Source organism: Alteribacillus iranensis (assembly GCF_900113025.1).
GTDB classification, from domain to species: domain Bacteria; phylum Bacillota; class Bacilli; order Bacillales; family Marinococcaceae; genus Alteribacillus_A; species Alteribacillus_A iranensis.
Map to the genome: position 1 here is coordinate 123,635 of NZ_FONT01000004.1, position 26,296 is coordinate 149,930.

The 26,296-nt window shown below is 41.1% G+C and carries 25 protein-coding genes and 1 pseudogene; 12 read left to right on the forward strand and 14 right to left on the reverse strand.

The features are described from left to right. Positions 1-155: 155 nt before the first annotated feature. The 7 genes from BM095_RS10405 to BM095_RS10435 all read left to right on the forward strand — a co-directional run bounded on the left by BM095_RS10405 (position 156) and on the right by BM095_RS10435 (position 9,523). On the forward strand, positions 156-2,171 hold the full coding sequence (locus BM095_RS10405) for a methyl-accepting chemotaxis protein (RefSeq protein ID WP_091661308.1): 2,016 nt from the start codon (positions 156-158) through the stop codon (positions 2,169-2,171). 236 nt (positions 2,172-2,407) lie between these two features. Beyond that, the gene (locus BM095_RS10410; RefSeq protein WP_091661311.1) at positions 2,408-2,773 is read left to right on the forward strand and encodes a DUF2294 domain-containing protein; all 366 of its coding nucleotides are present in this window, start codon (positions 2,408-2,410) and stop codon (positions 2,771-2,773) included. 500 nt (positions 2,774-3,273) lie between these two features. Then, entirely contained in the window at positions 3,274-4,806 is a 1,533-nt protein-coding gene (locus BM095_RS10415) for an NADH dehydrogenase subunit 5 (protein ID WP_091661314.1), read from the forward strand. Beyond that, the gene (locus BM095_RS10420) at positions 4,806-7,424 is read left to right on the forward strand and encodes a DUF2309 domain-containing protein (RefSeq protein WP_091661778.1); all 2,619 of its coding nucleotides are present in this window, start codon (positions 4,806-4,808) and stop codon (positions 7,422-7,424) included. The genes BM095_RS10415 and BM095_RS10420 overlap by 1 nt, the downstream gene beginning before the upstream one ends. Before the next feature lie 87 nt (positions 7,425-7,511). After that, positions 7,512-7,952, forward strand: a complete 441-nt coding sequence (locus tag BM095_RS10425; RefSeq protein WP_091661781.1) for a carbonic anhydrase — start codon at positions 7,512-7,514, stop codon at positions 7,950-7,952. A gap of 154 nt (positions 7,953-8,106) precedes the next feature. Next, positions 8,107-8,751, forward strand: a complete 645-nt coding sequence (locus BM095_RS10430) for an ABC transporter ATP-binding protein (protein WP_245757873.1) — start codon at positions 8,107-8,109, stop codon at positions 8,749-8,751. Continuing rightward, positions 8,741-9,523, forward strand: coding sequence for an ABC transporter permease (locus tag BM095_RS10435; protein WP_091661320.1), 783 nt, complete (start codon positions 8,741-8,743; stop codon positions 9,521-9,523). Before BM095_RS10430 ends, BM095_RS10435 begins: the two co-directional genes overlap by 11 nt. A 21-nt stretch (positions 9,524-9,544) precedes the next feature. Here BM095_RS10435 and rarD read toward each other — a convergent pair whose 3' ends face one another. The 3 genes from rarD to htpX form a co-directional block, all read right to left on the reverse strand. Further along, entirely contained in the window at positions 9,545-10,471 is a 927-nt protein-coding gene (gene rarD / locus BM095_RS10440) for an EamA family transporter RarD (RefSeq protein ID WP_091661783.1), read from the reverse strand. Between the two features lie 140 nt (positions 10,472-10,611). Continuing rightward, a complete protein-coding gene (locus BM095_RS10445) occupies positions 10,612-11,421 on the reverse strand; it encodes a DUF2935 domain-containing protein (RefSeq protein ID WP_091661323.1) in 810 nt (269 codons plus the stop codon). Between the two features lie 67 nt (positions 11,422-11,488). Beyond that, positions 11,489-12,373: a protease HtpX gene (htpX, locus tag BM095_RS10450; protein ID WP_091661326.1), complete on the reverse strand. Its 885-nt coding sequence runs from the start codon at positions 12,371-12,373 to the stop codon at positions 11,489-11,491. Positions 12,374-12,552: 179 nt separating this feature from the next. On the opposite strand from htpX, the gene BM095_RS10455 reads away from it, so the two are divergent. The 3 genes from BM095_RS10455 to BM095_RS10460 all read left to right on the forward strand — a co-directional run bounded on the left by BM095_RS10455 (position 12,553) and on the right by BM095_RS10460 (position 15,230). After that, positions 12,553-14,496, forward strand: coding sequence for an aconitate hydratase (locus BM095_RS10455; RefSeq protein ID WP_091661329.1), 1,944 nt, complete (start codon positions 12,553-12,555; stop codon positions 14,494-14,496). A gap of 84 nt (positions 14,497-14,580) precedes the next feature. Beyond that, positions 14,581-14,760 (forward strand): hypothetical protein, encoded by a 180-nt coding sequence (locus BM095_RS16400; RefSeq protein WP_143083214.1) that lies wholly within the window; start codon positions 14,581-14,583, stop codon positions 14,758-14,760. 158 nt (positions 14,761-14,918) lie between these two features. Continuing rightward, on the forward strand, positions 14,919-15,230 hold the full coding sequence (locus tag BM095_RS10460; RefSeq protein WP_091661331.1) for a cupin domain-containing protein: 312 nt from the start codon (positions 14,919-14,921) through the stop codon (positions 15,228-15,230). An 806-nt stretch (positions 15,231-16,036) separates the two neighbouring features. Here the strand turns inward: BM095_RS10460 and BM095_RS10465 are convergent. The 3 genes from BM095_RS10465 to ku all read right to left on the reverse strand — a co-directional run bounded on the left by BM095_RS10465 (position 16,037) and on the right by ku (position 17,945). After that, complete coding sequence (locus tag BM095_RS10465) at positions 16,037-16,462, reverse strand: CBS domain-containing protein (protein WP_091661334.1); 426 nt, start codon at positions 16,460-16,462, stop codon at positions 16,037-16,039. Between the two features lie 41 nt (positions 16,463-16,503). Further along, entirely contained in the window at positions 16,504-16,920 is a 417-nt protein-coding gene (locus BM095_RS10470; protein ID WP_091661337.1) for a KGG domain-containing protein, read from the reverse strand. 170 nt (positions 16,921-17,090) lie between these two features. Then, positions 17,091-17,945 carry a non-homologous end joining protein Ku gene (ku, locus tag BM095_RS10475; RefSeq protein WP_091661340.1) on the reverse strand — a complete coding sequence of 285 codons (855 nt, stop codon included), beginning with the start codon at positions 17,943-17,945 and terminating at the stop codon, positions 17,091-17,093. A 495-nt stretch (positions 17,946-18,440) separates the two neighbouring features. On the opposite strand from ku, the gene ligD reads away from it, so the two are divergent. Both ligD and BM095_RS10485 read left to right on the forward strand, forming a co-directional pair. Then, a complete protein-coding gene (gene ligD, locus BM095_RS10480) occupies positions 18,441-20,261 on the forward strand; it encodes a DNA ligase D (RefSeq protein ID WP_091661342.1) in 1,821 nt (606 codons plus the stop codon). Between the two features lie 21 nt (positions 20,262-20,282). Next, on the forward strand, positions 20,283-20,900 hold the full coding sequence (locus tag BM095_RS10485; protein ID WP_091661345.1) for a uracil-DNA glycosylase: 618 nt from the start codon (positions 20,283-20,285) through the stop codon (positions 20,898-20,900). A gap of 239 nt (positions 20,901-21,139) precedes the next feature. Here the strand turns inward: BM095_RS10485 and tlp are convergent, their stop codons facing one another. The 8 genes and pseudogenes from tlp to BM095_RS10525 form a co-directional block, all read right to left on the reverse strand. Beyond that, the gene (tlp, locus tag BM095_RS10490; protein ID WP_091661348.1) at positions 21,140-21,376 is read right to left on the reverse strand and encodes a small acid-soluble spore protein Tlp; all 237 of its coding nucleotides are present in this window, start codon (positions 21,374-21,376) and stop codon (positions 21,140-21,142) included. Between the two features lie 76 nt (positions 21,377-21,452). Continuing rightward, positions 21,453-22,142: an ABC transporter ATP-binding protein gene (locus BM095_RS10495; RefSeq protein WP_091661351.1), complete on the reverse strand. Its 690-nt coding sequence runs from the start codon at positions 22,140-22,142 to the stop codon at positions 21,453-21,455. Beyond that, positions 22,129-22,509 (reverse strand): GntR family transcriptional regulator, encoded by a 381-nt coding sequence (locus BM095_RS10500; RefSeq protein WP_091661354.1) that lies wholly within the window; start codon positions 22,507-22,509, stop codon positions 22,129-22,131. The genes BM095_RS10495 and BM095_RS10500 overlap by 14 nt, the downstream gene beginning before the upstream one ends. A gap of 3 nt (positions 22,510-22,512) precedes the next feature. Then, positions 22,513-23,295 (reverse strand): hypothetical protein, encoded by a 783-nt coding sequence (locus BM095_RS10505; RefSeq protein ID WP_091661356.1) that lies wholly within the window; start codon positions 23,293-23,295, stop codon positions 22,513-22,515. A gap of 223 nt (positions 23,296-23,518) precedes the next feature. Then, positions 23,519-24,496, reverse strand: a complete 978-nt coding sequence (locus tag BM095_RS10510) for a ring-cleaving dioxygenase (RefSeq protein WP_091661359.1) — start codon at positions 24,494-24,496, stop codon at positions 23,519-23,521. Positions 24,497-24,534: 38 nt separating this feature from the next. Further along, the gene (locus BM095_RS10515; protein WP_091661362.1) at positions 24,535-25,494 is read right to left on the reverse strand and encodes a ring-cleaving dioxygenase; all 960 of its coding nucleotides are present in this window, start codon (positions 25,492-25,494) and stop codon (positions 24,535-24,537) included. Between the two features lie 64 nt (positions 25,495-25,558). Next, positions 25,559-26,005: a MarR family winged helix-turn-helix transcriptional regulator gene (locus BM095_RS10520; protein ID WP_091661364.1), complete on the reverse strand. Its 447-nt coding sequence runs from the start codon at positions 26,003-26,005 to the stop codon at positions 25,559-25,561. A 144-nt stretch (positions 26,006-26,149) separates the two neighbouring features. Then, a pseudogene (locus BM095_RS10525) lies at positions 26,150-26,278 on the reverse strand (DUF2200 family protein); the annotation flags it as partial. Positions 26,279-26,296 lie beyond the last annotated feature (18 nt).

Here is a 26,296-nt window from a genome sequence, read left to right on the forward strand (position 1 = left end):
TATTCTATTAATCATTTTACTAGTTTGAGAAGTCCATTTCTTAAATAAATAGAATCAGATATTAAAAAATAATATCAATTGTTAAACAATTATCAATTCATACCGATATAAAAATATAAGACATTTGTACTAATTAAGAAGGGAGTTGCGTATGCATGGCAAAGTTGAAATTCAGCCATAAAATTATTGGGATGACTATATCTATTATTATTGCAACTGTACTTGCTCTTACTCTATTTACTTACCAATCACAGCATCAATTACTTTCTGAGCAAATGGAATCAGATGCTGAACATGTTTTGATCCAATTAGAGGAGAACACTGCCAGCTTTCATCAAACCTTGAACATTGTGGAACAGAGCTTAAAAAATAATTATATAAAACTCGCTCACTCCACTGCAGAAACATTGTCCGTAACGGGTTCTCTTACGGTGGATTCTCTTTCTTCTCTTGCGGAGAAAATAGGGGTTTCTGAAATTCACATTACGGATGAAACGGGTAAGCTCACGTATAGCAATGAAGAAGATGTCATTGGATATATGTTTGATTCCGATGAACAATCATCCCCTTTTATGGAAGCTATCGGCAACCCGGACTTTGAATTAGCTCAAGAGCCAGTCACCCGCGGAAAAGACGGTAAACTTTCTATGTATGCAGGAGTTGCTAGAAGAGATGAACCTGGTGCTGTTCAAATTGGATTGGAGCCAGCTGAATATCAGGAGCTGTTGGATTCTTTTAGCCTGCAGGAAGAAGTTGCAACCTTATCATTTGCTGAGACCGGCTTTGCGTTTATTGCCGACAAGGAAGGAGTAATAACCGCTCACCCTGATAAAGAATTAATTGGTTCCCAGTTAACAGATCTTCCTTTTGGTGACCGCATGTCCAACGAACAAACGGGGAATTTCCAATATAAAGACGACGGTGTAACCAAATTCCTGTCTTTTACGCGTTCTTCCGAAGATGGCAGCATATTTATGACGAGTGTAAATACGGATGACTATTTCGCCCAGTTGAATACGCTTCTGTTACAGTTTTTGTTCACGGCATTCATCGTTATTTTGTTATCTGTCCTCTTTATTATTTATTTTACAAGACAAAGTATTTCACAGCCAATTGCACGTTTAAAAGAAGCTTTGTCTGACATAGCTTCCGGTCATTTAACCATTGATTTGTCTTCAAACAGAAACGATGAAATCGGTGAAATGTTTCAGCACCTTCAGAAATCTACTTCTAGCCTCCGACAATTAATCAGTAACATTTCTGCTTCTTCTGAAAATATCGCATCATCTGCAGTAGAGCTATCAGCAAGCACGGATGAGACAAGCCGGGCTGCCGAACATATATCTGAAACTATTCAAGAGGTTGCTGCCGGCACGGAAAAACAAAGCAGCAGCACAGAATCAACAACGAATACAATCGCCGAGATGGCTACCAGCATAGAACAAATCAGTGCTAGTGCTCAACAGGTATCGGCCAGTGCTCACAACACAGCGGCTAAATCGGAAACCGGAAATGAAGCGAGTGACCGTGCCATGGAACAAATGTCATCCATACAGACCGCCATGCAAGTACTTTCAAAAGAAATCAAAAATCTAGGAGAACAGTCCTATCAAATTAGTGAGATCACCCAGACCATTACGGATATTTCAGGAGAGACAAATTTACTAGCGTTAAATGCTTCCATTGAAGCTGCCCGGGCCGGTGAATCCGGTAAAGGGTTTGCAGTGGTTGCCGAGGAAGTAAGAAAATTAGCAGAAAAATCTGCTCGATCGGCTGACCAAATTACTGAGCTGATTTCCCGAAACAACAATCAAACGAAGAAAGCTGTCCAAACGATGGAAACAGCCACTCACGAAGTGACGGATGGAATCAAATTAGTTCATTCTACAGGAGAAGCATTTCAAGAGATCAAAGCAGCAACCAATGATGTTACAAAGCAGACAGAAGAAGTAGCTTCTGCCATCCAACAAATTGCAGATAGTACAAAAGTAGTCCAAAGTACGATAGATGCTATTAATGAAATTGGGTCCCGAGCCTCTGTAGAATCACAAAATGTATCGGCAGCTACAGAAGAACAGCTTGCAGCCCTTGAAGAGGTATCGGCTTCCACTTCCTCCCTTTCCACAATGGCTGAGGAATTACAAGCGTTAACCAAACAGTTTAAAATTTAAAAAGATCCTCTGCTAGAAAAAATCACGATATAGAAACTATATTAGTATAAAGACTGCTAAGAATTGTTAGCAGTCTTTTTTTGCTTTGATATAACATTTCCATGTTGTGATGATTAACTGATTAGCTCTTGAAACGATAAAGTTGAACCGTTAGTATAGATTTGTTAATAATCAAATAACGTAGCGTCACTTTTAGGGAGTGACCAACCAAGTATGAAGGAGGAATATATCTTATCGTGAATAAGTCGAAAGGTTTTATAGAATCAGAAATAAGCAAGGCTATTACTCAGTGGGAAAAAGACTATCTAGGACGTGGCTCTATCTCTGTGAAGACTGACATACTGCGTGATATGGTGATTGTCAATCTGCAAGGTATATTGACGCCAGCAGAATACACCGTTTGTAAAACAAAAGAAGGTATGTTATCGATAAAAAAAACAAGAGCAGAATTAGTGGAGTCTGGTATAGAGGAATTAAAGGATTGTATCCTAACGATCACTGATAAAGAGGTTAAAAGCTTTCATACCGATATTAGTTCCCGTAATGGAGAGCGTGTGATGATCTTTAAATTATACGAGAACCTGGAAAATGAGGTAAAATAGGTTTCATGCAAAGAATGATTGAAAGATAGAAAGTCAATTTCAACAAAACATTTGACAAATTCCAAAACATTGTATATATTAAACAACTGTAAATAATATTTTGATTACTCTTATGGATATACTTTAGCATTTCTTTAATCTATCCATGTTGAAGAAATGAAAAAGTATGAATATAAGAATACATTCTACATAAATGTTTATAAATATTTTTCACGGTTGTTATTTGTTATGCAGCATTTGAATATTTCTGGTAGCTTTTCAAAAAACTTCATCCATCGAAGTGAGTTGAAATGAAACCGGCAATTTTTACATTCAATGAGACATACTCATTGAATCTAAAAGTTGTCGGTTTTTTTATTTTTATCGTACCCCGCCTTTGAATACGCGCTTTCTCGAAGGAGAGCTATTTATCAATCTATCATTACAGACAAACTACCTTTCTATGAAATATTTGATAAAACACACAAATTCCATGAATTTAAGTCAGGAGAGAGCAAAATATGTTGTTTTCGTTAAGTTCCTCAACATTCATAACCTTATATTTCATAGCACTTATTGCTTCTTGGATAAGTGGTTTGCTCTTTTTACATCCCAGCATTCCCTTACGTTATATTCGTGTACACCTTGCTATTTTCTCTATTCCTCCCTTGGTGTGTTTCACGGCGCTGCTCCCTCTCCATCAAAGTGACGTGCTGGGCATTTGGTACGCAGATTCCTTAGCTTGGTTATTAGCTTTTTTTATATTACTAATCGGTTTGGTCATTCAACGTTTTTCCGTTAATTACTTAAAAGGAGATCGTTCCTACCGAAAATATTTTACGCTCTTTACTTTCACTACATCGATGGCTTCGATCGCTTGGTTGAGTGATGATCTTCGATTGATGCTTTTATGTTGGGGAGCCACTCTTGTTGGGCTAGTTCTGCTTCTTTGTCTTAATAATAGCTGGAATGTGGTTAGTCAGGCAGTGAAAGTAACCAGACGTTTATTTTTTGTAAGTTGGATTGCTCTTTTATTAGCTGTTATGTGGATAGCACACCTAACAGGTCAGTGGCGTTTGTCCACTATTTTTACAGAAGAAACGTTAGCACACATTGGCCCATCGGAGACAATCGGCATTAATTTACTCATTATTTTAGCCGTCATGATCCCGGCAGCCCAATGGCCGTTTCAGCGTTGGCTCATAGAATCTGTTGTCGCCCCAACTCCTGTATCAGCGATTATGCATGCGGGCTTAGTCAATGCAGGAGGTATTATTTTAACTAGATTCTCCCCTCTTTTTCATGGTGACATCGCTCAATTTATTTTATTAGTTCTTTCTAGTATTTCTGTGTTTATTGGTACCGGGATTAGTTTGGTTCAAGTGGACTACAAGCGTCAGCTCGTAGGATCTACGATAGCCCAAATGGGATTTATGTTAATTCAATGTGCACTGGGTGCTTATCTAGCTGCTCTTATCCACCTTGTCTTACATGGTCTATTTAAAGCTTCTTTGTTTTTACAGTCTGGCTCTGTCTTACGCCGGTTTGAATTGCTACCTCGTTATAGTAAAAGGGCATCCTATGTATCGGTCTTAGCCGGTCGTGGTTTAGGGTTGTTGTTAGGTCTTTCTTATTGGCTGATGGCACCAGGGGATGGATACCAATTAGTTAGTGCACTAATTTTAGGTTGGTCCTTATCCTTCGCGTGGACTCAACTCATTGTTTTCGGATACGGAAAGATTGGAAAACTAATTGGTTCTCTAGTATTACTTAGTGCTATGGCTATATATATGAGCGTTCATACGCTCTTCCATGAATGGCTTCATGCTACTGATTTTCACAGCACGCAGCCTCCCATGCCAGCTGTTATTTTCGTAGTAATCCTATTGCTTGCCGGCAGTATCATTGGGGCGTTGATCGCGCGGCATCACTCTTCTCCGACATTTGCTGTTTTATATCTATGGCTGGTTCATTTAGGAGAAGCGAAAGAACACTCGGTAGAAAGTCATCCCCATTATCTCAGTCCATATACACTGAAAGGAGGTAACGAATGATGAGCATTGCTTCTTTAAAAAAAGTACAGAGTACCGAAACGCATTCTAAAAGGGATTCACTGGATGAGAGAGACCTCCCTGCTGTCATAAAATCTGCCAGCCGAGTTATTGCCCCTCTTCATCCTATCTCCGCTTTCGTGGCACGTCATCCTTGGGCAGAGATGGAAAAGCAATCTTTTGATGAGGTAGCTGGTTGGCTTAAACGTTCTCAACATGTAGATATATATCCAAGCTTCTCTATGATTCATTCAGCCAAAGAACGAGGAGAAATCGATGACTCTTCTTTGCGTTTAGCAGTAAGGCGTTGGCTTAACTCCTCCTCTTTTACGATACCTTGGGCAACTGCTGAAAAGTACTGTCTCTCCGCAGTAACATCTGATTCGTTACCTTCTGATTGGTTGTTATCTGAATCTGTAAAACAATTAGCTGAAGAAATTAGTGGCTTGGACACTGAAAATATTAAGCAACATTCCATGCAACCCTTAAGCTCCTGGGTAGAGGATACAAAGGGAACTAAGTTAATCCATGTCCTAAACCGTCACATCATTAAGTGGTGCAAATTATATATTGATGATTTTCAAGCAGGCTGGACCATGCCTTATCGGAAAAAAGGTCTTTATTATGCTTGGTACCGCCTCGTTCAGAAAGACCCAGCTCTTACTGCCGAACAACGAAAACGATTGAAACAATTACCGAACGAAGCCCACTCGGCATTAATCGTCACTCTATCTGATTTAGGTATTTCCGGTCCAGAGGTACAGCGTTATATTGAAACTCATTTACTTTCATTACCTGGCTGGGCAGGAGCGATACTGTGGCGTACAAATCAATCTGACCAAGAAACGGACCTCTTAACGGAATATGTAGCAGTAAGAATTGCTATGGAATGGGCTCTCCTCAAACCGTTTCTGCCTGTAAAGCATTCGTACCGTGAAACTCGTATTCCCGTGGCTCCACTTCTTGCATCGTGGTTTTACTGGGGGGACCTCACACCTGAGACATGGGCCCAAATGTCGGCAGCCAAGCAAAATGAGTATTTATCATTTGCCTACCGCTTTGATGAAAACACTAGAAAGAAAATATGGTTAGAGGCTTGGGAGCAAACGTATGCCGATCAGTTAAACAAAAAAATAACGACAAAGAATGATACCGATCTTCATTCATCAACGGCATTAGCCCAATTTGCTTTCTGTATAGACGTGCGTTCCGAGCCTTTCCGCCGTCATCTTGAAAAAGAAGGTCCGTTTGAAACGATTGGCACTGCTGGTTTTTTTGGTTTACCTATTAAGAAAAACGAACTTGGCAGCAGTCATAGCCACCCTTCTTTGCCAGTTATTTTAGAACCACAGCACCAGCTAAAAGAAAAAGCTGGGAAAGAGGATTATGAATCCTTTCAAAAACGAAACCAAGCGGAAAACTCTTTAAGCTACACCTTTAAAATTATGAAACAAAATATCCTTGCAAGCCTGCTTTTGCCTGAAGTAAGCGGTCCATGGCTAAGTTTGCATATGTTCGCTCGCAGTTTTCTGCCAAGAAAAACAGGAAGTGCGTTGCGAAAACTTCGAAATGATTGGTTACGAAAGCCAGAAACGGAAATCACGCTGGATCATGAAAAAAACGAAAACATTCCGATCGGTTTTAATGAAGAGGAAAAAGTAGATTACGTCTTGCAATCTTTGAAAATGATGGGGCTCACAGAGAACTTCTCTCCACTCGTTGTCATTTGCGGTCATGGGAGTCAAACGACCAATAACCCTTATGCTTCTTCTTTAGACTGCGGGGCCTGTGGAGGGGCTTCAGGTGGTTTTAATGCAAGAGTATTAGCTACCTTATGTAACCTTACTGAAGTAAGAGAAGCACTGTCTCATAAAGGAATCCACATCCCTGAAGAAACTGTGTTTGCAGCAGCGGAGCATAATACTACTGTGGATACGTTAACGTGGATTTATGTTCCAGAGCTTTCAGAGGCAGCAAAAAAAGCATTTGACCGTATTGAGTCGGCGATGCCGAAAGTAAGCTACAATGCGAATGCAGATCGAATGGCTGAACTTCCTCACCTCTCCATGCGTGTTAAAAATCCGCAAGACGAAGCACAAAGGTTAGCGGAAGATTGGAGTGAGATACGACCTGAATGGGGATTAGCGCGTAATGCTTCTTTCATTATTGGTGAACGTGAATTAACCAAAAACTGTAACTTAGAAGGAAGAGCTTTTCTTCATAATTATCATTGGGAAAAAGACGAAAACGGTGAAATCCTCGCAAATATTATAAACGGGCCGGGCACGGTAGCCCAATGGATTAACCTTCAATATTACGCATCCACGGTAGCTCCGCACTATTATGGAAGCGGCAATAAAACAACTCAAACCATAACAGCAGGCATGGGTGTGATGCAAGGCAATGCGAGTGACCTATTAATCGGTTTACCTTGGCAATCTGTGATGCGATCGGACTCCGAACCTTATCACTCACCTATTCGTCTGTTGGTGGTTATACATGCCCCAAATGAATATATCAATCGTCTATTAAGCAACAACGAATCTTTTCGAGAAAAAGTACAAAATGGCTGGATTAAACTTTCTAGTATTGATCCTGAAGGATATTGGAAAAATTGGTGAACTCGACATATATTCACTTACGTTTAAGATAAAGGAGTGGGCGGCGTGACCTTAGAGGAGAATAAAAAAGTTTTAATCATAACAGACATGGAGCATGACATGGAATCGATCATACATCAAAAAACTGGTATTCCACCGCATTACATGCATACGATACAGAGTTACGGCACCATCATTTCCCACCCTTTTGGTGATATCATGAGATCCGTGATTATTGCGATTTATCAAGAAAGCATCGAGGACATTTGTGTAGTAGGTGTAGAAGATAATCATACGTTGGATAATGTCCCTGATGATATAACTTTCAGAGAAGGGGAAATTCAAACACTGAATTATCTTTTCGAACATTGCAAACCTGAACTAATAGATAGTACGTTTGAGGAATGGTTAAAAGGGAAAGAAAAAGTCAGTAAAAATGTAGAACGTAGTATTGATATGATTCGCCGCCACCCTTTAGTTCCCTCTTATGTAAATGTTCGCGGCTTATTGATCAACAAAGGGGAAGAGCATAAAGTGGTGGAAGTGTAGAATCCAATCAAAGAAGAGTTTTTAAGGATCTTTATGAATTACCGTGAAGAAAATATGCACATAAGCCCCTTCAATTATATCAGCATTTTGCACTTCCTCTCTCACAATGGGTATACTAAAAAGGGATTTTGATATAGAGAGGAAGTTGACTCGCTTGTTTACTTTTCACCAGGTTACATTCCAAGACATTTTAGAAATCGAGGATCTAACGATTGCAGAAAAAGAAATCACTTGTCTTATGGGAGAAAGCGGTTCAGGAAAATCGACCCTTCTCAAATTAATGAACCGCCTATATTCCCCCGATAGAGGTACCATTACTTTTAAAGGAACACCGATTCATGAAATGGATCCGATCGAATTGAGACGACAAGCTGTGATGCTGTCCCAGCAGCCAGTATTATTTGGAGAAACAATTCGGGAAAACTTAGAAGCAGGCCTTCTGTTTTCTAATAAACCAACCCCCTCCGATTCGGAAATGACTACGTCCTTGCAAGATTTTCAACTGCAAAAAAGACTTGATGAGAAAGCAGGTCAGTTATCCGGCGGGGAACAGCAGCGATTGGCTTTTGCCAGAGTTATTTTAATGGATCCGGAAGTGTTTCTGTTGGATGAGCCGACTTCCGCTTTAGACGAAGAGCTAGAGCATGAAGTCATGGAACGTTTTATCCAACATGCTCGCTCGCATTCAAAAACAGTCATTTATGTCACTCACTCGAAAGCGATAGCAGAGCATTTCTCCGATAGAATTATTGATATTACGAAGTACTCCAAGAAAGGACGTGGCCATAATGGAAGATAACATGATCGATCTGACACTATGGCAGCTCCTTTCGGCTTACATATTTATTATTGTCTTACTTGTTATCGTGAAGGTTCGTAAAATCCCGCGCGATAAAGAGATTTTAATATCTACACTTCGAATGACGATTCAGCTACTCCTGGTTGGCTATGTGCTCATGTATCTCTTCGAAAACCCCCATCCGCTGCTAACTATCGCTGTTGTTATTTTAATGGTGGTGTTTGCGGTTTGGAACATTTTTAAACGAATCAAGCATGATTTAAATCGTAGAATGAAACGCATTATTGCCATTTCCATGGCAGCCGGCACCTTATCGAGCTTAATTTACTTTAACTTTGTCGTTATCCAGTTCTCCCCTTGGTATGACCCTAGATATTTTATTCCTATTGCAGGCATGATTATAGGAAATTCCATGACGGGCATTACATTAGGAGTCCAAACGTTAGTGGAAGGGTTGACAGAGCAACGATCAAAAGTGGAAGCTGCATTAATGTTAGGCGCTACTCCTAAAGAAGCTACTCGTAAATTGGTCAACCAATCGTTTGATGCCGCGATTCTTCCTACCATTAACTCTATGGTCGGAACAGGTATCGTCTTCCTGCCAGGCATGATGACAGGACAAATACTCGCCGGTGTGAACCCCATTACAGCCATTGAATACCAAATAGCGGTATTACTTGGAATTGCAGGCGCTGTTTCTCTTACCGTCATTATTTACGTCCAAAATGGCTATAAAGTGTTTTTTAATGAAAAAAGTCAGCTGGAGGAGTAACCCCGCTGACTTTTTCTCATTTTATACTGCTTTCTCCGCTTTCATTTTCTCTTTCCTCTGTCGAAATGTTGCATTGGAACGGGAAATCGTAAAGAGAAGAAGACCGATCCAAATAGTAACAAATGCAATAAGCTGTTGAGTACTAAACAGCTCTCTAAATACAAAGACACCAAGCACGAGCATAATGGTTGGCGCTAAATATTGAAGAAAGCCTAATAAAGAAAGAGAGATTCTTCGCGCTCCAGCGGCGAATAATAACAAGGGTACGGCTGTTGCAGCTCCTGACACAATTAATAAGATATTTATTTCTGTCCCGTAATGAAAGAGAGCCTCATTATCGGCCCGGAAAAAAGCTAAAAATAGAAGAGCAAATGGAGTCATAAGAAGCGTTTCGATCGTCAATCCCGCCCAGGCACCAACATCTAACGTTTTTTTAATCAACCCGTATATACCAAACGAAAGGGCAAGTCCTAAGCCTGCCCACGGCAGATATCCATAACTTAATGTCATGACCACTACTCCGATAATTGCCAGTATAAACGCTGCTTTCTCCATCACTGATAATTTTTCTTTCAAAAAAAGGGTAGCTAATAAAACATTAATGAGAGGGTTTATGTAATAGCCTAAGCTCACCTCGTTGACTCGATCACTATTCACCGAAAAGATGAAAAGAAACCAGTTACAGCTGATAAAAATGGCTGCTGCCGTAATCGCTAACATAGATGTACGTGAAGAGAACACCTTTATGATTTCTTGAATGATTCCTTTCAACTTCCCTATGAGGAAAAGAAACAAGACCATTAATCCAAGCGACCAAATGATTCGATGAGCTAACACTTCTCCCGAGGGAACGTTATCGACCATCTTCCAGTACAAAGGAAGGAATCCCCATACGAGATATGCAGCAATAGCCGCTCCCGTTCCCCAGAGTTGTTGTTTATCCTGCATGTCTTTCACTCAATTCTTTCTAGATTTCTCATTCCTTCTATATTATATAGTGGTTCTCACAAAAAAACATAGAAAAGAGCTGCTTTCTCACTCTCCAAAGCAGCCCTAAATCCTAATCCTATATTCTCCATCTATCCAAGTTAACTCTCTGTCCTCGGTTTACTAGGATTGCAGGCAGGTTTTTCTAAATCGGCAGACTCGGCAAGCTTCATTAAATAATAGCATTCCTCCCTCGCCATATGATCAGCCATTAACGGAGTAAGAGAGCTCAGCAATTCTTTAGTAAGCCCCATTTCTTCTAATTCCCGGAGGAAACTCTTGAATATTTCAAACTCTAATTTGACTTCTCGATTCATTCTTTCCAGCGCTGGAAAACTCTCCACATTTGCTCGTAAATACCCAGCCATCTCCACCGCTTTTAAGTAAAACTGGTCAAATTCCTTCATGAATGTCTTAGATTTCTTTGCTAGCCGTGCTTCTACCTTGTCTAAGTTTCCAGCAATCGCATGCGCGTGTCCCGCCGCATCCAGGAGCCAGATTAAATGGTGATGAAGAGGGTGACAAACAGGCGGGACTTCTTTATTTTTAAGACACTCCAACAACCGCAAGTACTCTTCCACTTCATTCACCATGTGATTAATAAATGATGGAGTCAGTTGAATTTTTATTTTTCCTGTCAGCTGCTCCTGAATAATTTGAAGCTTAAAGAAACGAATGTCTCTTGCCCCTTCAAAAGCTTGTTGTGTAATACGTTCCATGTCTTCTACGGCGGAATACTTTCTTGCCCATTCTAATAATTGGTCAAAGAAATCGATATATCCAGAAGCAGCTTCTATATATTCCACTTCCGAAGGTGCCAGCGTTTCATATAAAAAACGTGAATGGTCCCCTAAGATTTGCAGCCAGAAGACGTGCTCCTCTCGTGCTGCCTCAACCCAATTTGTATACAAAGCAGGCCCTCCCTCACATTGTAGTTCCTTCCTACATTATGATGGGAGAGCCTGTCTCTATCACTTTTTATTGTAAGCGACGAATTCTTTCGTCCAATGGAGGATGAGAAGAAAAGAGTGTAGCTAGAGAAGCGCGGCTATTAATTTTTAACGTCTGCATTGACTGCTGTCTTGTATCAACCATATCTGCATAGGAACGTAGTGATTGTAAAGCATGTCTCATTTTATCCTTGCCAGCCAAATCCGCACCTCCGCGATCGGCATGGAACTCTCTATATCGCGAATAACCCATAACTACAATGCTTCCTAATATGGAAAATAAAATTTGGAATACAATAATAGCACCAAAATGTACTACCATCCGCAAACCATCATTTTGAACAAACCGAGAAACGACGGCGGCAGCGATACGAGCAAAGAAAACAACAAAAGTGTTTACTACCCCTTGCAGCAATGTCATTGTTACCATATCGCCATTAGCTACGTGAGCGACTTCATGGGCTAACACGCCTTCTACAGCGTCCTCATCCATTCCCTGCAGCAGGCCCGTAGATACTGCTACCAGCGATCTTTTTTTAGTAGGACCGGTCGCAAACGCATTTACCTCACCTGATTGATAAATACCTACTTCCGGCATGTGAATCATGCCAGCACTCCGTGACAAACGGTGAACTTTTTCAACCAATTCTCTTTCACGACCTGTACTTTGATCCGGATCAATCACTTGTACACCCATCATTTTTTTGGCCATCACTCTTGAGAGCGCCAATGATATGATCGATCCGCTAAAGCCAATAACCGCGCTTAAAATAAACAATGCGACATAATCAATGCCGCCTGCCCCTAAATAAGCTGTGTTAATACCAAGTACGTTTAACACAGTGAGAACGATCGTAATCGTAGTAATTACGAGGATATTGGTTAAGATAAACAATAAGATTCTTTTTCCCACTACGTACTTCCTCCTATCCTTAATTTTTATTCACTAACTTCGAGCAATGAAACATATCACACGTATCTTGCTGCTTTCTATTTTACTTGTTTATTCTCCTACATGGAAAGGAATAAACATTATGATGGAATATTATTGCAAAAGTTATATGCATTTCATTATGATAAGGAGGTTTCTGCATGCCTTTAAACGTTGCGCAAAAATTGATAAAGGAACATTTAGTTTCTGGTGAAATGACACCGGGGAAAGAAATAGGATTAACCATCGATCAAACATTAACACAGGATGCCACTGGCACGATGGTAATGCTCGAATTAGAAGCGATGAAAGTAGAGCGTGCAAAGACAGAAGCATCCGCCCAATATGTGGACCACAACATTATCCAAGAAGACAGCAAGAATCCAGATGATCACTTATTTCTCGAAAGTGCCGCCAAACGTTTCGGCCTCCATTTTAGCCGTCCTGGTAACGGGGTCAGTCACCCTGTGCATATGCAGCGGCTTTGCAGGCCCGGACGAACCTTGTTAGGGTCCGATAGTCATACCTGTGCTAATGGCTGTATGGGTATGCTTGCGATTGGAGCTGGCGGGATTGATGTCGCTATGGCTATCGCCGGAGAACCGTTTTATGTAAAAATGCCTGAAATCTGGGGTGTGAAACTCACAGGTAAACTTCCAGATTGGGTAAGCGCTAAAGACGTTATTTTAGAATTGCTTCGCCGGCACGACGTAAAAGGCGGAGTCGGCCGAATTATTGAATATTACGGGCCCGGTTTAGATGAATTAAGCGCGATGGATCGCCACGTCATCGCTAATATGGGTGCGGAACTTGGTGCAACCGCTAGTGTATTTCCGTCCGATGAAGAAGTGAAGAGATTTATGAAAAGTCAAGGCCGGAAAGAAGAGTGGCGTGAATTAAAAGCAGATCCGGATGCTACTTATGACATTCATGAAGAAATTAACTTATCTGAGCTTGTTCCACTGATTGCCAAACCATCAAGTCCCGGTAATGTCGTACCAGTTGATGAAGTGGCAGGAGAGGAAATATATCAATCATACGTAGGCTCATCAGCAAACCCAGGCTATCGTGATTTTGCTGTAGCTGCTGAAATTGTAAAAGGACGCCAAATCGCAAGTGGGATATCTTTTGATATTAATCCCACTTCCCGACAAATGCTTTCAGACCTTGTAGCGGATGGTCATATCGCCAGCCTCTTGTCTGCAGGGGCACGCCTGCATCAAGCAGGATGTAATGGCTGTATTGGAATGGGGCAAGCTCCGGCTTCCGGTCGAAACAGCTTACGGACAACACCAAGAAACTTTCCGGGTCGTTCTGGCACGCGGGAAGACAGCGTATTTTTATGCAGCCCTGAAGTAGCTGCAGCCTCTGCATTAACCGGTAAAATCACCGATCCAAGAACGCTTGATATGGAATATCCAGACGTAAAAGATCCCGACCAGCCAACCGTTGACTTTAAGCTGTTAGAAGAACCGCTTCCTTATGATGAAGCGAAGGTGACAGAACTTCACAAAGGTCCTAATATTGCTTCGTTGCCAGACATGGAACCTTTACCAGACAGCATCGAAGTGCCTGTATTATTAAAAGTAGGAGACAACTTCTCAACTGATGAAATATTGGCAGGCGGCGCCCGCGTTTTGCCGTTCCGTAGTAACTTACCGGAAATTAGTAAATTTGCTTTTGAAATTTTGGACCAAGATTATTATAACCGATCCATGAGTGTTAGGGAACAGACGGGCCACGCGATTGTAGGCGGAGCGAACTATGGGCAAGGTTCCAGTCGGGAACACGCTGCTCTTGCTCCACGCTATCTCGGCCTGCGGGTTGTATTTGTGAAAGACTTCGCCCGGATCCACTGGCAGAACCTAGTCAACTTCGGTATCCTCCCAGTCACTTTTACGAATGATGAGGACTATCATCAATTGGAACCTGGTGATGTGATACAGCTGAATAATATACGGGAAGGCATCCAACAAGGTTACGAACTGACCGCTGCCGTGAAAGGCAAAAATAAAGAAATAAAAGTCAAACACGCATTATCCGACCGCCAAGTGGACATCATGTTAATGGGAGGACTCATTAACTGGGTCAAACACAAACAGTAACATGTCAGATATCTTAACAGCTAGACCATGTTTTCAACGAGTAAGCTGTTGAAGGCGCTCTGGCTTTAGGTGAAGGAGTGGTGAATGATGAATGTGCGTGAGAACGTGTGCAAAGCATGTGATGGCACCGGGTTGTTAATGGACGATGAACAATGGCAATATTCATGTACCGTTTGTGGAGGCGATGGCGAATTTAAGGCAGGAGACTCCCCTGAGCCGAAACATTCCTTTGATGTAGACGAAATGAATCGTACGCTAGAATAGGAACGTAACAAACGCACGAGAAGGTCGAAAGTAAGGGATACCCTCTTTCGGCTTTCTTTTTCATTCCATCTCCTCTTTAACAGAAAAAGGTGGTTATATAGATTTTCACAAGGGAAAAGAAAGGAGAAAGAAATAGATGGAAAAAGGAGAGAAGAAAATTGATTAAAAACATAAGAGATTATCAAGAGTTTGATGAAAGCACCTTTACAAAAAAAGACATAGAAACAGAAGGGACATCCAAACGATTTGTATTAAACTTTAACCCGGGTCAAATTCTGCCTGCTCACAAGCACCCGAATACTCAACTTTTTCTCACAGTGATCGAAGGAAGCGGTCGATTATTTCATGGACTTGAAAACTACACTATATCCGCGAACGATATTATTCAATGCAGCGGAGATGAAACCATTAGTATTGAAAATAATAAAAAAGAACGGCTAAGTGTTTATGTAATTATGACTTCTATCTAGGAGAGATTATCCCCAAAAGTCTCCTTCTTTTGGGGATAATCTCTCCTTTTAGTATTTGAGTATATGTTTCGATTCCAAAAAACCCACGAAATCTTCATTTCCTCTCAAATAGTCATAAACACAACAGATGACTTTTTTAACAGACGTATAGAAAACCTACGCGATCTCTCCCTTGTTATTTACCAGCTCTCTCCTTGGATTTTTATTTACTAAAAAAACACCCCACTGTACGTAGCGGAGTGTCCTTCATTTTCGGTTCTAAAACAAACGTTGGGGTGAATAGGATTAGATTCTACCATTTCTTAAATAAGGTTGATGGCGAACAGGTGAGACGCCTGCGGGACGTCGGCTAAGCTACTAAAACCGCAAACGTCTAATATGGATCTTTTGCTAAAAGCGCGAACGTCCTGTTTGCAACGCAAAAGTCAACGCATCCTGCGGAAGCCAACGTAGAAGCCACCACATCCTGTGGCAGTAAGATCCATCGGGGCGAATTGCCCCGATTAGCTGAAGTGTTGCCCGCGGCTAAGAAGACACAGTGAAAGCAAGCGCAGCGTAGCTTGAACTTATGTCACCCTTGTGCCTGTGGTGCAAGCGAGCCTAAAGAGTCATCCAACCCGTAGAGCAAAATGTTTAATAACCCCAGCAAATTTAACAGAACCTCAATTTCAAATGGTTTTACTTGCTATCCTTTTTACTTTCTGGTATAAAAAAATCAAAGCATCCATGAAGGCATGATTCCATTGAGGGTGGATTGCCATCTTCATGGATGCTTTTGATTTATATGAAGCGGAAGCTGCTCCTACTTAATGAGGGTGTTGTTTGGAGACTTCGCTTAACGCATTGCCTGCAGCTTGACCCGCGTGTTTTGAAAGAGCCATATCACCAAGAGAAACAATGCCTTTGGGTTTTTGGGCCTCCATCACAACTAACCGCTTGATCTGATGATCTTGCATTAAGCGTGAAGCTTCTTCTACTGTCATTTCTGGATAACCAGTGATGACTTTCTCTTGCATGATACTTTCAGCTTTTACGTCTTGGGCTGGTCTTTCTTTGCTCAGACCTTTTATCACGATATCTCGATCTGTGACGCACCCTACTAATTGGTCGTCTTCCATAATTGGAAGAAAGCCTACATCATTTTCATACATTGTTTTCGCCAGTGAATTCATGTCGTCTGAAGGGGAGCAGTGCTCTACCATTGGTGTCATAACATCTTGAAGTGTTGCCATGAGACCAACTCCTTTCACCTGGCTGTTAAGACATCAGCTTCTTACTTTCTTCTGCGGGAGCGATTATTGCTCTGACGGCTGCGAGCTTCTCCGCCTTTTTGACCGATGTCTTGATAAAATTCTTTATCATGCTCATCGGACGTTGTTTCGCCACCTTTTTGGCCGATGTCTTGATAGAATTCTTTGTCATGCTCATTGGACGTTGTCTCTCCGCCTTTTTGACCAATGTCTTGATAGAATTCTTTATCGTGTTCACGGGACGTTGTTTCTCCGCCTTTTTGGCCGATGTCTTGATAGAAATCTTTATCGTGAGTATCGGCTGTTGTTTCTCCGCCCTTTTGGCCAATCTCTTGATAGAATTCTTTGTCATGATTTTTTGCTGTGGTTTCGCCACCTTTTTGACCTGCTTCTTCTACGCTCATTTTTCTGTTATCTCTTCTGTTATCTCTTTTTGCCATGTTAAACATCTCCTTTCAGTAGTCTAAAATGTTTTTTGTGATGTTACATAAATCTAAATAGACTATTTTGGAGAAGTTGAAACATCTATTTCCCTATTCCCTGTAAATTTAGGACCTTTTAACTAGAAAAGACAAGACGTGCAATGTCATTTCCTGCTCTCCATGACTGGTTAAGAGGTGGCTTTTTTTCGAGTAGCTGCTGCTGTTCGCTTTTTGCTCGTATTGCTTGTCGTTTTCTTTTTGCCGGTCTTCTTCTTATTTTTATCGACTGAGGCTTGGAGGGCCTCCATTAAATCAGTCACATTATCTTTCTTCGGTTCTTTCTTCGCTGTCACCGTCTCTTCGCCTTTTTCTTTCGCAGAAATGAGTTCTAGCAGACGTTTGCGGTAATCATCTTCGTACTTCTCTGGCTCAAATGGAGCAGTCAACTGATCAATCAGCATTTTAGCTGTGTCTAATTCTTTTTCTGCTACATTTTCTTCTCCGGGTACGTTTGGTACATCTGCAGCATCTCGTATTTCATCCGGATAGTGGAGCGTTTCCATAAGCAATGTCTTGTTGTACACGCGTAATACTGCCAGCTGTTCCTTGGAACGGATCATAATTTTGGCAATTCCTACTTTCCTCGAATCCGCTAAGGCCTGACGGAGTAGTGCATACGCTCGCGTGCCACCATCGTTCGGGCCGAGATAATAGCTGCGGTTGAAATAAATAGGATCGATTTCATCGATGTTAATGAAGTCAAGGATCTCCACCGCTTTATCTTCCGCTGCTTTTTTTAAAGAAGCAAGCTCTTCTTCCGTCACAATGACAAAACTTCCATTTGTCGTTTCATATCCTTTCACAATATCTTCTTTTTCCACTTTTTCCTCACATACCGGACAGATTTTTTCATATTTAATAGGTGTATGACATTTATGATGGAGCGAACGAAAAGACACGTCTTTATCTTCCGTCGCAGCGTGCATCTTGATCGGTATGTTCACTAGCCCAAACTGAATGCTTCCCTTCCACATGGTGTGCATGAAAATCTCTCCTTTTTCTAGGCTCTGTAAAATTTGTTGGGGTTATTAGTCATTTTTCTGCGGGATGGATGGCTCTCTAGGCTCGCTTGCCGCGGGCAACGCTTCAACTTCCTCGGCATCGTACCGCTGCCTGCGGGATTTTCAGCTGTTGCTTTTCCCGCAGGCGTCTCACCTGTTCGCCATCAACTTTTTTTAAGAAATGGAAGAATCTAATCCTGTTCTTCCAAACATTTGTTTTAGTACCTTTTTCTATTTCACTTAACAGCTAATGATAAGTCCTTTTCTACATTAGTGTGCATGGACCAAACTTTTCTCATACATACTATTAAGAAAAGCAGAAGGCGCCGCAGATCGGGTTGAAGCGACTTCGGGCCGATAGCGACTAAAACCGCGTCCTATACTGCAATTCCTGTTTTTTTGAAATACGCATAGCTCAGCTTTACACGATGAGATAACACCATCGTACGCCATGACTGAAAAAGGAGAGCACTGTTGATGGATTGGATGAGACCTTCGCGCACTAATGAGCTGCCAGAAGATGATAATTGGGAGTATGAGATAAAATATGACGGTTACCGGGCCTGCCTTGCTTGGGATGGGAAAGAAGCCCGCCTCCACAGTAAAGGAGGTCATAATTTGATACAACTGTTTCCTGAAATCGCCCAGACCATGGAGTCCTGTTTCCCACATAATGTCTCTGTGCAACTAGATGGAGAACTAACGATATTGGAGAATGAGGGGCGATCTGATTTTTATCAACTTCAACGCCGTCATCGCTTGCGATCTGAACGAACGATTCTAAAAGAAGCAAACTTGCGTCCCGCCTCTTTTCTTGCTTTTGATTGTTTTACCTTGCACGAAGAGAACATGACCCACTATCCGTGGATCAAACGAAAACAGGAATTACGTGAACTTTTAGAAACTATAGGACTTCCCCTCCATCCTCACCCCCACCATAAAAAACGTGTTCAATTCATTCCTTCTTATTCAAGTCAGGAAGACATCGCAGAAAAAAATAGAGTGTGCCGCGGGGAGGGGATTGTCGCAAAGAAAAAAAACTCTCATTATGAGAAAGGGAAAACATCTTCTTGGTTGAAAATGAAAACACCCTTTCACACACCGAGCTTTATTACAAAATATGACCCATCTAATCACTACTTTCATCTGGGGGTGATGAGCGGAAATACCACATTACCTATTGGAAAATGTGCCCATGGTTTGTCACCGGAAGAGTCCGAAGCCCTCATTCATACGATCAAGAGAAACGGCTCATGGGATGCCAAAGAAAAAGTGTATACAATCGATCCTTCTCTCGTAGTGGAGGTTACCTATACAACAAGAAAAGAAAAAGAGCTGAGAGAACCACGTTTTTCACGTTTTTTATTTGATGTTCCAGCGGTTCAATGTACAAAGGAAACATTGTTATTGTCCGATTTGCGTTTTCCTGAAGAAGTGGAGATCACTCATCCAGACAAACCATTATGGCCAAACCATCAATTGCAAAAAATTGATTTTCTCCGCTACGTTCGCCACGTAGCTCCTTACGTCCTTCCCTTTTTAAAAGATCGGCTTTTAACCGTGATCCGTTACCCTCATGGCATATTTGAGGAAGGTTTTTATCAAAAAGATTGTCCTGATTATGCACCGGACTTCGTAGAGACGTATTTCGATGATGATAATCATTTTATTTTATGTAATACGAGCAAAACGCTTCTATGGCTCGCCAATCAATTAGCCATTGAATGGCACACTCCTTTCCAACGTTACCACTCTACCTTTGTCGATGAAATTGTGTTTGACCTTGATCCACCGGATACCAGTTATTTTAGTCTAGCTATTAAAGGTGCATTATTAGTAAAGGAGTTGTGCGATTCCTTTCATATTGTTTCATTTGTTAAGTTTTCCGGGAATAAAGGATTACAAATCCATATTCCTTTACCAGATGAGACGTATACGTGGGACGACACAAACAAAATCACAGAAGCATTCGGTGCTTTTTTGACAGAAAAACATCCTGCTTTGTTTACCCAGGAACGCTTGAAAAAAAACAGAGGCAAAAAGTTATATATCGACATTCCTCAGCACCGAAAAGGCAAAACAATCATTGCTCCCTATTCATTACGAGGAAAAGAGCTTCCTCTTGTTGCCTGTCCTTTGGAGTGGGAGGAGGTTGATTCTCACCTTGACAGGGAATTGTTTACGACAGAGTATGTATTACAGCGACTGTTAGTAAGAGGCTGTCCCTTTTCTGAAATGACTCACGTAAAGGATAACCAGCCAATTGATGAGCTTTTACAAGTATTAAATAATGTGTGAAAGAAAGAGGGAAAGAATATCATGCTGTCCCAAACATTAATTGATCAGTGCCAGGAAAGGATGAATCCCTTTGCCTGTGAGGGATTCATCCTGGGGAAAGGTCCTTCCCATCCACGAGTAATGTTTGTTGGGGAAGCGCCGGGGGAGACGGAGATTCACAATGGTATCCCATTTAGCGGCCGAGCAGGCGAAGAATTTGACAAATTTCTTCTCTACGCAGGTTTAACGAGAGAAGAAGTGTTTATTACAAGTGCTGTCCGCAGCCGACCTTACCGCTGGGGAGAAAGCCGCGGTAAAAAAAGAAAATACAATCGAACTCCGAATCAAAAAGAAATCGCAGCTCATGCTCCTATTTTAGATGCAGAAATTCAAATAGCAGACCCTGAACTCATTGTGCCGATGGGACGAATCGCTTATTGGCGTCTCTTAGGTGAATTTCCAAAAATGGATGAAGTGACAGGGACTTTTATCCATTCACCGATCCGCGTCTTGGATGACTGGGGAAAAAATACATACCGTTTTACAAAACATACGTATACCCTTTTTCCAATATACCATCCGGCTGCTATTCTATATAAAAGAAGTTTAAGTTCTGATATCTACGAGCACCTCGACCGTCTGAAAGCCTATCTTCACTAAGAAATGCGCAAGGGGCCTGCCTATCGGCGACAAGCGCTGGAAATCCGCCGAGGAGGCCATGCCGCCGCAGTGCGGATTGAAGCGACCTCGAGCCGATAGCGCCTGAAGCTGGACAATAAGAAAAGTGAAAAGCTCCCACTTGTACAGGATACTTTGTCTTACGAATGAATCTCGTGACTTCCAACGTAAAAAGCCAGGCTCATTCGCCTGGCTGCGTTTCTGAAAGGAGTGTATCCTGATTATTCGTACCGTTGCTGATGCGCCACTTCATCTTTAATCTCTTCACGCATTCCATCAATGCTTTCTGCACGACGTGCATTTTTTTCTTCAATGTTACGCTTTTCTTCCTCACTCAATTCTTCAGAATGGGCTTTTAAAAAATCTCTCGCCTCGTCCATATTTTGAAGCGTGTGCCCAATTGTGTTTTCAATGCGCTCCGCATTATTGGAACGATCATCAGGTTTCGGTTTATGCATATAGCATTCCTCCTTTTAGAAATCATCTTTAGTATGCGCGAAGGGAGAGAAGCTATGTGAAAGAACCATAATTATTTTACTCATATTTTTTCTTCATCCAGTCAACAATAGTAAGGCCTTCCTGGTCGCGAATTTCTTCACTATCAGCCATGCCTAAGATTTGTCCATTTTTAATGGCAATCACCCGGTCAAAGAGTGGTTCCATTTCATTAATTTCGTGGGTCGTAATCAATACAGTTTGACGCTCTAAATCTATAAATGAAATAAGGCTTTTTACAATCGAATCACGTACCATAGGATCCAGCCCGGAGAGAGGCTCATCGAGCAGCAGGACAGGAGCATCACGAGCTAGTGTAAGTACTATTTTTAAACGGCCGCGATTTCCTTTGGACAATGTTTTGATCTTGCTGTTAAGGTCCAATTTCATAAAAGAGATTAACTCTTCGGCTCGTTCTTTATTAAAGTCCCGAAATTGAGTCTCATAAAATGCAACTAATTCTTTCACTCGGTAGAACGAATAAAATGTATCTTGTTCTGACAAATAAGCAATGCGGTCTGCCAGTCTGCGACTCACGACATTTCCATCCACGAGAACGGTCCCTTTGGTCGGACGTACTAACCCAGCTAAAATTTTTAAAAATGTCGATTTACCGCTTCCATTTTCTCCGACTAATCCCGTAATGCCACCTTTTGGAATGTTTACGGTTATGTGCTCTATAGCTGTTTTTGTGAGGTAACGTTTCTTTACATTTTTAACCTCTATCATGATATTCCTCCTCCAAATACCTAGTGAGATCCGCAATCATCTCTTTGGCGGTATATCCCATCGCTTCCATTTCCCGTACAAATTGCTTAATCTGTATTTGCTTCATCTCTTCTTTTAATTCATGAATAATTTGCTGGTTTTCTGTTACAAACGTTCCTTGCCCTCGCTTTGTTTCTACCACTTCTGCTCTCTCCATTTCATTGTACGTTCTTGACACGGTGTTCGGGTTCACTCCTACTTCAACTGCTGTTTCTCGTACAGATGGAAGCTTCTCCCCCGCTTTCAGTTCTCCACGGATTATTTTCCAATAGAATTGGTCGATCAATTGTTTGTATATTGGTTTAGACGTATCAAATGTATCAGCCATGCCCTACACCTCTACCTTCCTATCGATCAACAATGCGGAGATAACAAAAATGACAACGGCTAGAATGATATGGAATAACATTTCACCCATGTGAGCAGTGCCAAGACGAAATGTACTTATTGCCCGTAACTCAAATTCACCCCAATGAGTGATAGCATTGTAAAAACTGCTTTCTGATATTTTTTCCGACATACTGCTTATCACGATAAACAGTAAAATCACAACAACCCAGCTCCAGTTCCCAATTCTTCCCCGTAATGTTAAATACACAGCAATAAAAAACAGTACACAGATTGACAAATACAAAGACGTCAAAACAACAAGAAGCCCGCCTTGAACCGCCAATAAAATGATATCCCCTACACTAATTTCGGCCATGACATTCGTTGAGATAATGAGGAATAAGACAATACTTCCGTTCACCAAGAGAGAACAGATAATACTTATTACACCACTCGTCAGTTTTGCCAACAATAGGGCTGGCATCGACTTTGGAGAGTGAAGCCACCAATGAAGAGTGTCCATTTCTTTTTGCATGCTGATAATGATGTAGACGGATAAATAGAGGAAATGCATAAATATTCCCGCACTCATTAACGTCAGCATAGCTGGACCAGCAAACGTCATTGAATTCACTTGTAAGGTTAGGGCGTTACGTTCAGACGATATAAAACTATCTAGGACGAAAGAAAAACCCCAAACGATAAAAATGAAAATAAGCCCGCCTACAAAAATCCCCCGTGTGAGTAAGAACTCTTTTCTCACAAGTGCTACCCAACTGTTCATATAAGATCCTCCTCTTTTGTACCAGTGTATTAATTACATAGTACACTAGTTCATGATAATTAACAACATTATTTGCGTTAGATCTATACAGAGCATTTATTCAAAAAAAAAAAAGGACTTGGAATAGAATGATTCCAAATCCTTTTCTGTACTCGCAATGAGAACATTTCAATAATCTCTTCAACCATGTGAAATACCTTAATTTTCACTATCGTTCTTTCTTCTACTCTTTGTTAAATATCCTTGTGCTTCTCACCGTATCAATTGGACGCACTGCTTTTTCTATTTGTTCGCGTTTAGGCTCTAGGAATGGAGGTAAAGATAATTTTTCCCCAAGGGTTTCGTAAGGTTCATCTCCCATAAAACCAGGACCATCTGTAGCAAATTCAAACAATATATGCGGTGTCACTCTTGTATATAAGGATTCAAAAAAGTGACGATTCACATAACCGGATGTAGGGAATCCGAAGCTACTCATACGCCCGTTCCACTCATCTAATACAGAGCGTTCCTCTACTCGGAATGCCGCGTGATGTACCGTGCCGTAACCTTGTTGGGCTTGAGGAAGTAATGTATTCTGTTCCACAATAACAGACGCACCGTTACCACCTTCCCCTACTTCAAATAAATGAAATGATCCATCCTGCGCAGTCTCCCTAAATAATAGCACTTTTTCCAGCAATTCTTTGAAGTACTCAAAGTTCGCAATACGTACAAAAACAGGACCTAAGCCAGTAATAGCATATTCCAGTGGGATAGGACCCTTTTGCCAAGGTGTGCCAGAATCCACGCCTGTATTCCGTTCATCTGAAATTAATTGGTATTGTTGGTCATCAAAGTCAACGAAAGAGAGAACTTTCTTGCCAAATTGCTCTTTCACTCCAGAGTGCCTCACTTCTAAACGACCAAAACGACTTTCCCAATACTCTAATGCTGCATCACTTGGCACACGAAAAGCGGTCTTTGAAATTTCGTTTGTACCATGAACGCCTTTTGGAACGCCTGGAAAATCAAAAAAAGTCATGTCTGTTCCGGGACTACCTATATCATCAGCAAAGAATAAATGATAGGTTTGAATGTCGTCTTGATTCACTGTTTTTTTAACTAAACGCATTCCTAAAACGTATGTGAAAAACTCATAATTCTTTTCTGCACTACTTGTAATAGCTGTTACGTGGTGAATCCCTTTTAGTTGGTTCATTCTGTTTTCCTCCTAGAAAATTTAATTTTGATCTACTTCTATTCGTTTGCTCGGTAATACTCCTCAATAGGTTTTAGATTTTCTTCAATTGTAACTCTACGTTCCTCTAAGAATGGTGGTAAATCCAATTTCTCACCCAGGGTTTCGATATCCCCATCAATGGTGAAACCCGGTCCATCGGTAGCTATTTCAAATAGAATCCCGTTTGATTCGCGGAAATATAAACTCTTAAAATAGAACCGATCCACGATGCCTGATGATTGAAAACCACGCGCTCGTACTTTCTTTTCCCAAAAAATAAGCTCTTCTTCGTTTTTTACACGAATGGCCAAATGATGAATACTGCCACGGCCTGGTTTTTCAGTGGGACCGTCTAAATATTTGACGACGACTTCTCCAAACACCTCTCCTTTCATTGATTGAAAAATTGCTTCGTCATCTGTACGGCTTATCTCTGTATAACCAAACATATCTGTAAGTGTGCTTGCTAGCTTATCAAGTCTACGTACCGTTATCTCCACAGGGCCTATTCCTTGAATTTGATGTTCTTCAGGAACCTCAGACTTTTCCCACGTTTGCCAATGAACAGCTTTCTTTCCATTTGAGACAACAAGCACCATTCGTAAGCCTTCAGAGTCTTCAAAGTGTAGTGCTGAATGATTGGCATACGTAGTAATGTCACTATGCTTTACACCGTGTTCTTCAAAACGTGCTTTCCAAAAGAATAAACTTGATTCTGATGGGACAAGCAAGCCAATCTTTGTAATGGCATTGGTACCGCGATAAGTTTTTCCTGCTGGTGGAATTTCGAAAAAGGATAGTTCCGTACCTGGGCTGCCTGTTTTATCTCCGTAAAACAAGTGATACATCGTTGGATCATCCTGATTCACCGTTACTTTCACACGACGTAAACCAAGCACTCGCTGGTAAAAGTAATTATTTTGACTGGCATTTTTTGTAATCATTGAAATGTGATGATGGCCGGGAATTTTATGCATGACTCATTCCTCCCTTATCAATTTACTAGTCAAGTGACAGCGCAAAAAAAATTCATGACAGTTATCAAGTACGAGAACTCTTAATTTTTAATTCGGTATTCTTTTGTAACTTAGTCATGAGGGTATATAATGTTTTCTGTTCTTCCTTTGTCAAGCACTCATTGACAATGGATGTTTGAAAGGCAAGTTGGTGTTCAAATGCTTCCTCCATTTTATTCTCCCCTTTTGCAGTAAGGCTAATCCATTTGGTTTTCCAGTCCTGCTTACGTTGTATATATCCCTCTTGTTCAAGCCGGGTGAGCATACGTGAAATCCCACCTTCGGACACCGTTGCTTTCACCGCTAGCTGACTTTGCGTGATCGGCTGATAAATTGAAACCTGATTTAAAACATCAAACTGTGCAGCTGTGATACCAAACTGTTTTAAGAATTCATTTGATAATAAATTACTTTGATGTGTAAAACGAGCCATGCGCAACCATATTAATGAACTAAGTGTATTTTTTCTCAATGGCTTCATTTCCTTTCGTGATTTTCACTTTACATATCAATTGAAATAAAAGCAATAAAATATCTTGAATGAAAGATATTTTTATGCAACATCTGTCTCATTAAGGTGAAAAACGAGACAGATCTGCGTAAATATTCTTCCCCTTTATTGCCGTAAAATTTTTTCCATCGCTTTTCCCTTTGCTAATTCATCAATCAGCTTATCCAAATAGCGAATGTTCTGCATTGTTGGTTCTTCGATGTCTTCCACACGGACACCGCAGATGACTCCTTTATTGAACCTCTCATGACT

Excerpts from the sequence above, each read along its gene's own strand:
- BM095_RS10405 (WP_091661308.1), top strand. The coding sequence starts at position 156 with ATGGCAAAGTTGAAATTCAGCCATAAAATTATTGGGATGACTATATCT.
- BM095_RS10415 (WP_091661314.1), top strand. The coding sequence starts at position 3,274 with ATGTTGTTTTCGTTAAGTTCCTCAACATTCATAACCTTATATTTCATA.
- BM095_RS10420 (WP_091661778.1), top strand. The coding sequence starts at position 4,806 with ATGAGCATTGCTTCTTTAAAAAAAGTACAGAGTACCGAAACGCATTCT.
- BM095_RS10425 (WP_091661781.1), top strand. The coding sequence starts at position 7,512 with ATGGAGCATGACATGGAATCGATCATACATCAAAAAACTGGTATTCCA.
- BM095_RS10435 (WP_091661320.1), top strand. The coding sequence starts at position 8,741 with ATGGAAGATAACATGATCGATCTGACACTATGGCAGCTCCTTTCGGCT.
- rarD (WP_091661783.1), bottom strand. The coding sequence starts at position 10,471 with ATGCAGGATAAACAACAACTCTGGGGAACGGGAGCGGCTATTGCTGCA.
- BM095_RS10455 (WP_091661329.1), top strand. The coding sequence starts at position 12,553 with ATGCCTTTAAACGTTGCGCAAAAATTGATAAAGGAACATTTAGTTTCT.
- BM095_RS16400 (WP_143083214.1), top strand. The coding sequence starts at position 14,581 with ATGATGAATGTGCGTGAGAACGTGTGCAAAGCATGTGATGGCACCGGG.
- BM095_RS10465 (WP_091661334.1), bottom strand. The coding sequence starts at position 16,462 with ATGGCAACACTTCAAGATGTTATGACACCAATGGTAGAGCACTGCTCC.
- BM095_RS10470 (WP_091661337.1), bottom strand. The coding sequence starts at position 16,920 with ATGGCAAAAAGAGATAACAGAAGAGATAACAGAAAAATGAGCGTAGAA.
- ku (WP_091661340.1), bottom strand. The coding sequence starts at position 17,945 with ATGCACACCATGTGGAAGGGAAGCATTCAGTTTGGGCTAGTGAACATA.
- ligD (WP_091661342.1), top strand. The coding sequence starts at position 18,441 with ATGGATTGGATGAGACCTTCGCGCACTAATGAGCTGCCAGAAGATGAT.
- BM095_RS10485 (WP_091661345.1), top strand. The coding sequence starts at position 20,283 with ATGCTGTCCCAAACATTAATTGATCAGTGCCAGGAAAGGATGAATCCC.
- tlp (WP_091661348.1), bottom strand. The coding sequence starts at position 21,376 with ATGCATAAACCGAAACCTGATGATCGTTCCAATAATGCGGAGCGCATT.
- BM095_RS10495 (WP_091661351.1), bottom strand. The coding sequence starts at position 22,142 with ATGATAGAGGTTAAAAATGTAAAGAAACGTTACCTCACAAAAACAGCT.
- BM095_RS10500 (WP_091661354.1), bottom strand. The coding sequence starts at position 22,509 with ATGGCTGATACATTTGATACGTCTAAACCAATATACAAACAATTGATC.
- BM095_RS10505 (WP_091661356.1), bottom strand. The coding sequence starts at position 23,295 with ATGAACAGTTGGGTAGCACTTGTGAGAAAAGAGTTCTTACTCACACGG.
- BM095_RS10510 (WP_091661359.1), bottom strand. The coding sequence starts at position 24,496 with ATGAACCAACTAAAAGGGATTCACCACGTAACAGCTATTACAAGTAGT.
- BM095_RS10515 (WP_091661362.1), bottom strand. The coding sequence starts at position 25,494 with ATGCATAAAATTCCCGGCCATCATCACATTTCAATGATTACAAAAAAT.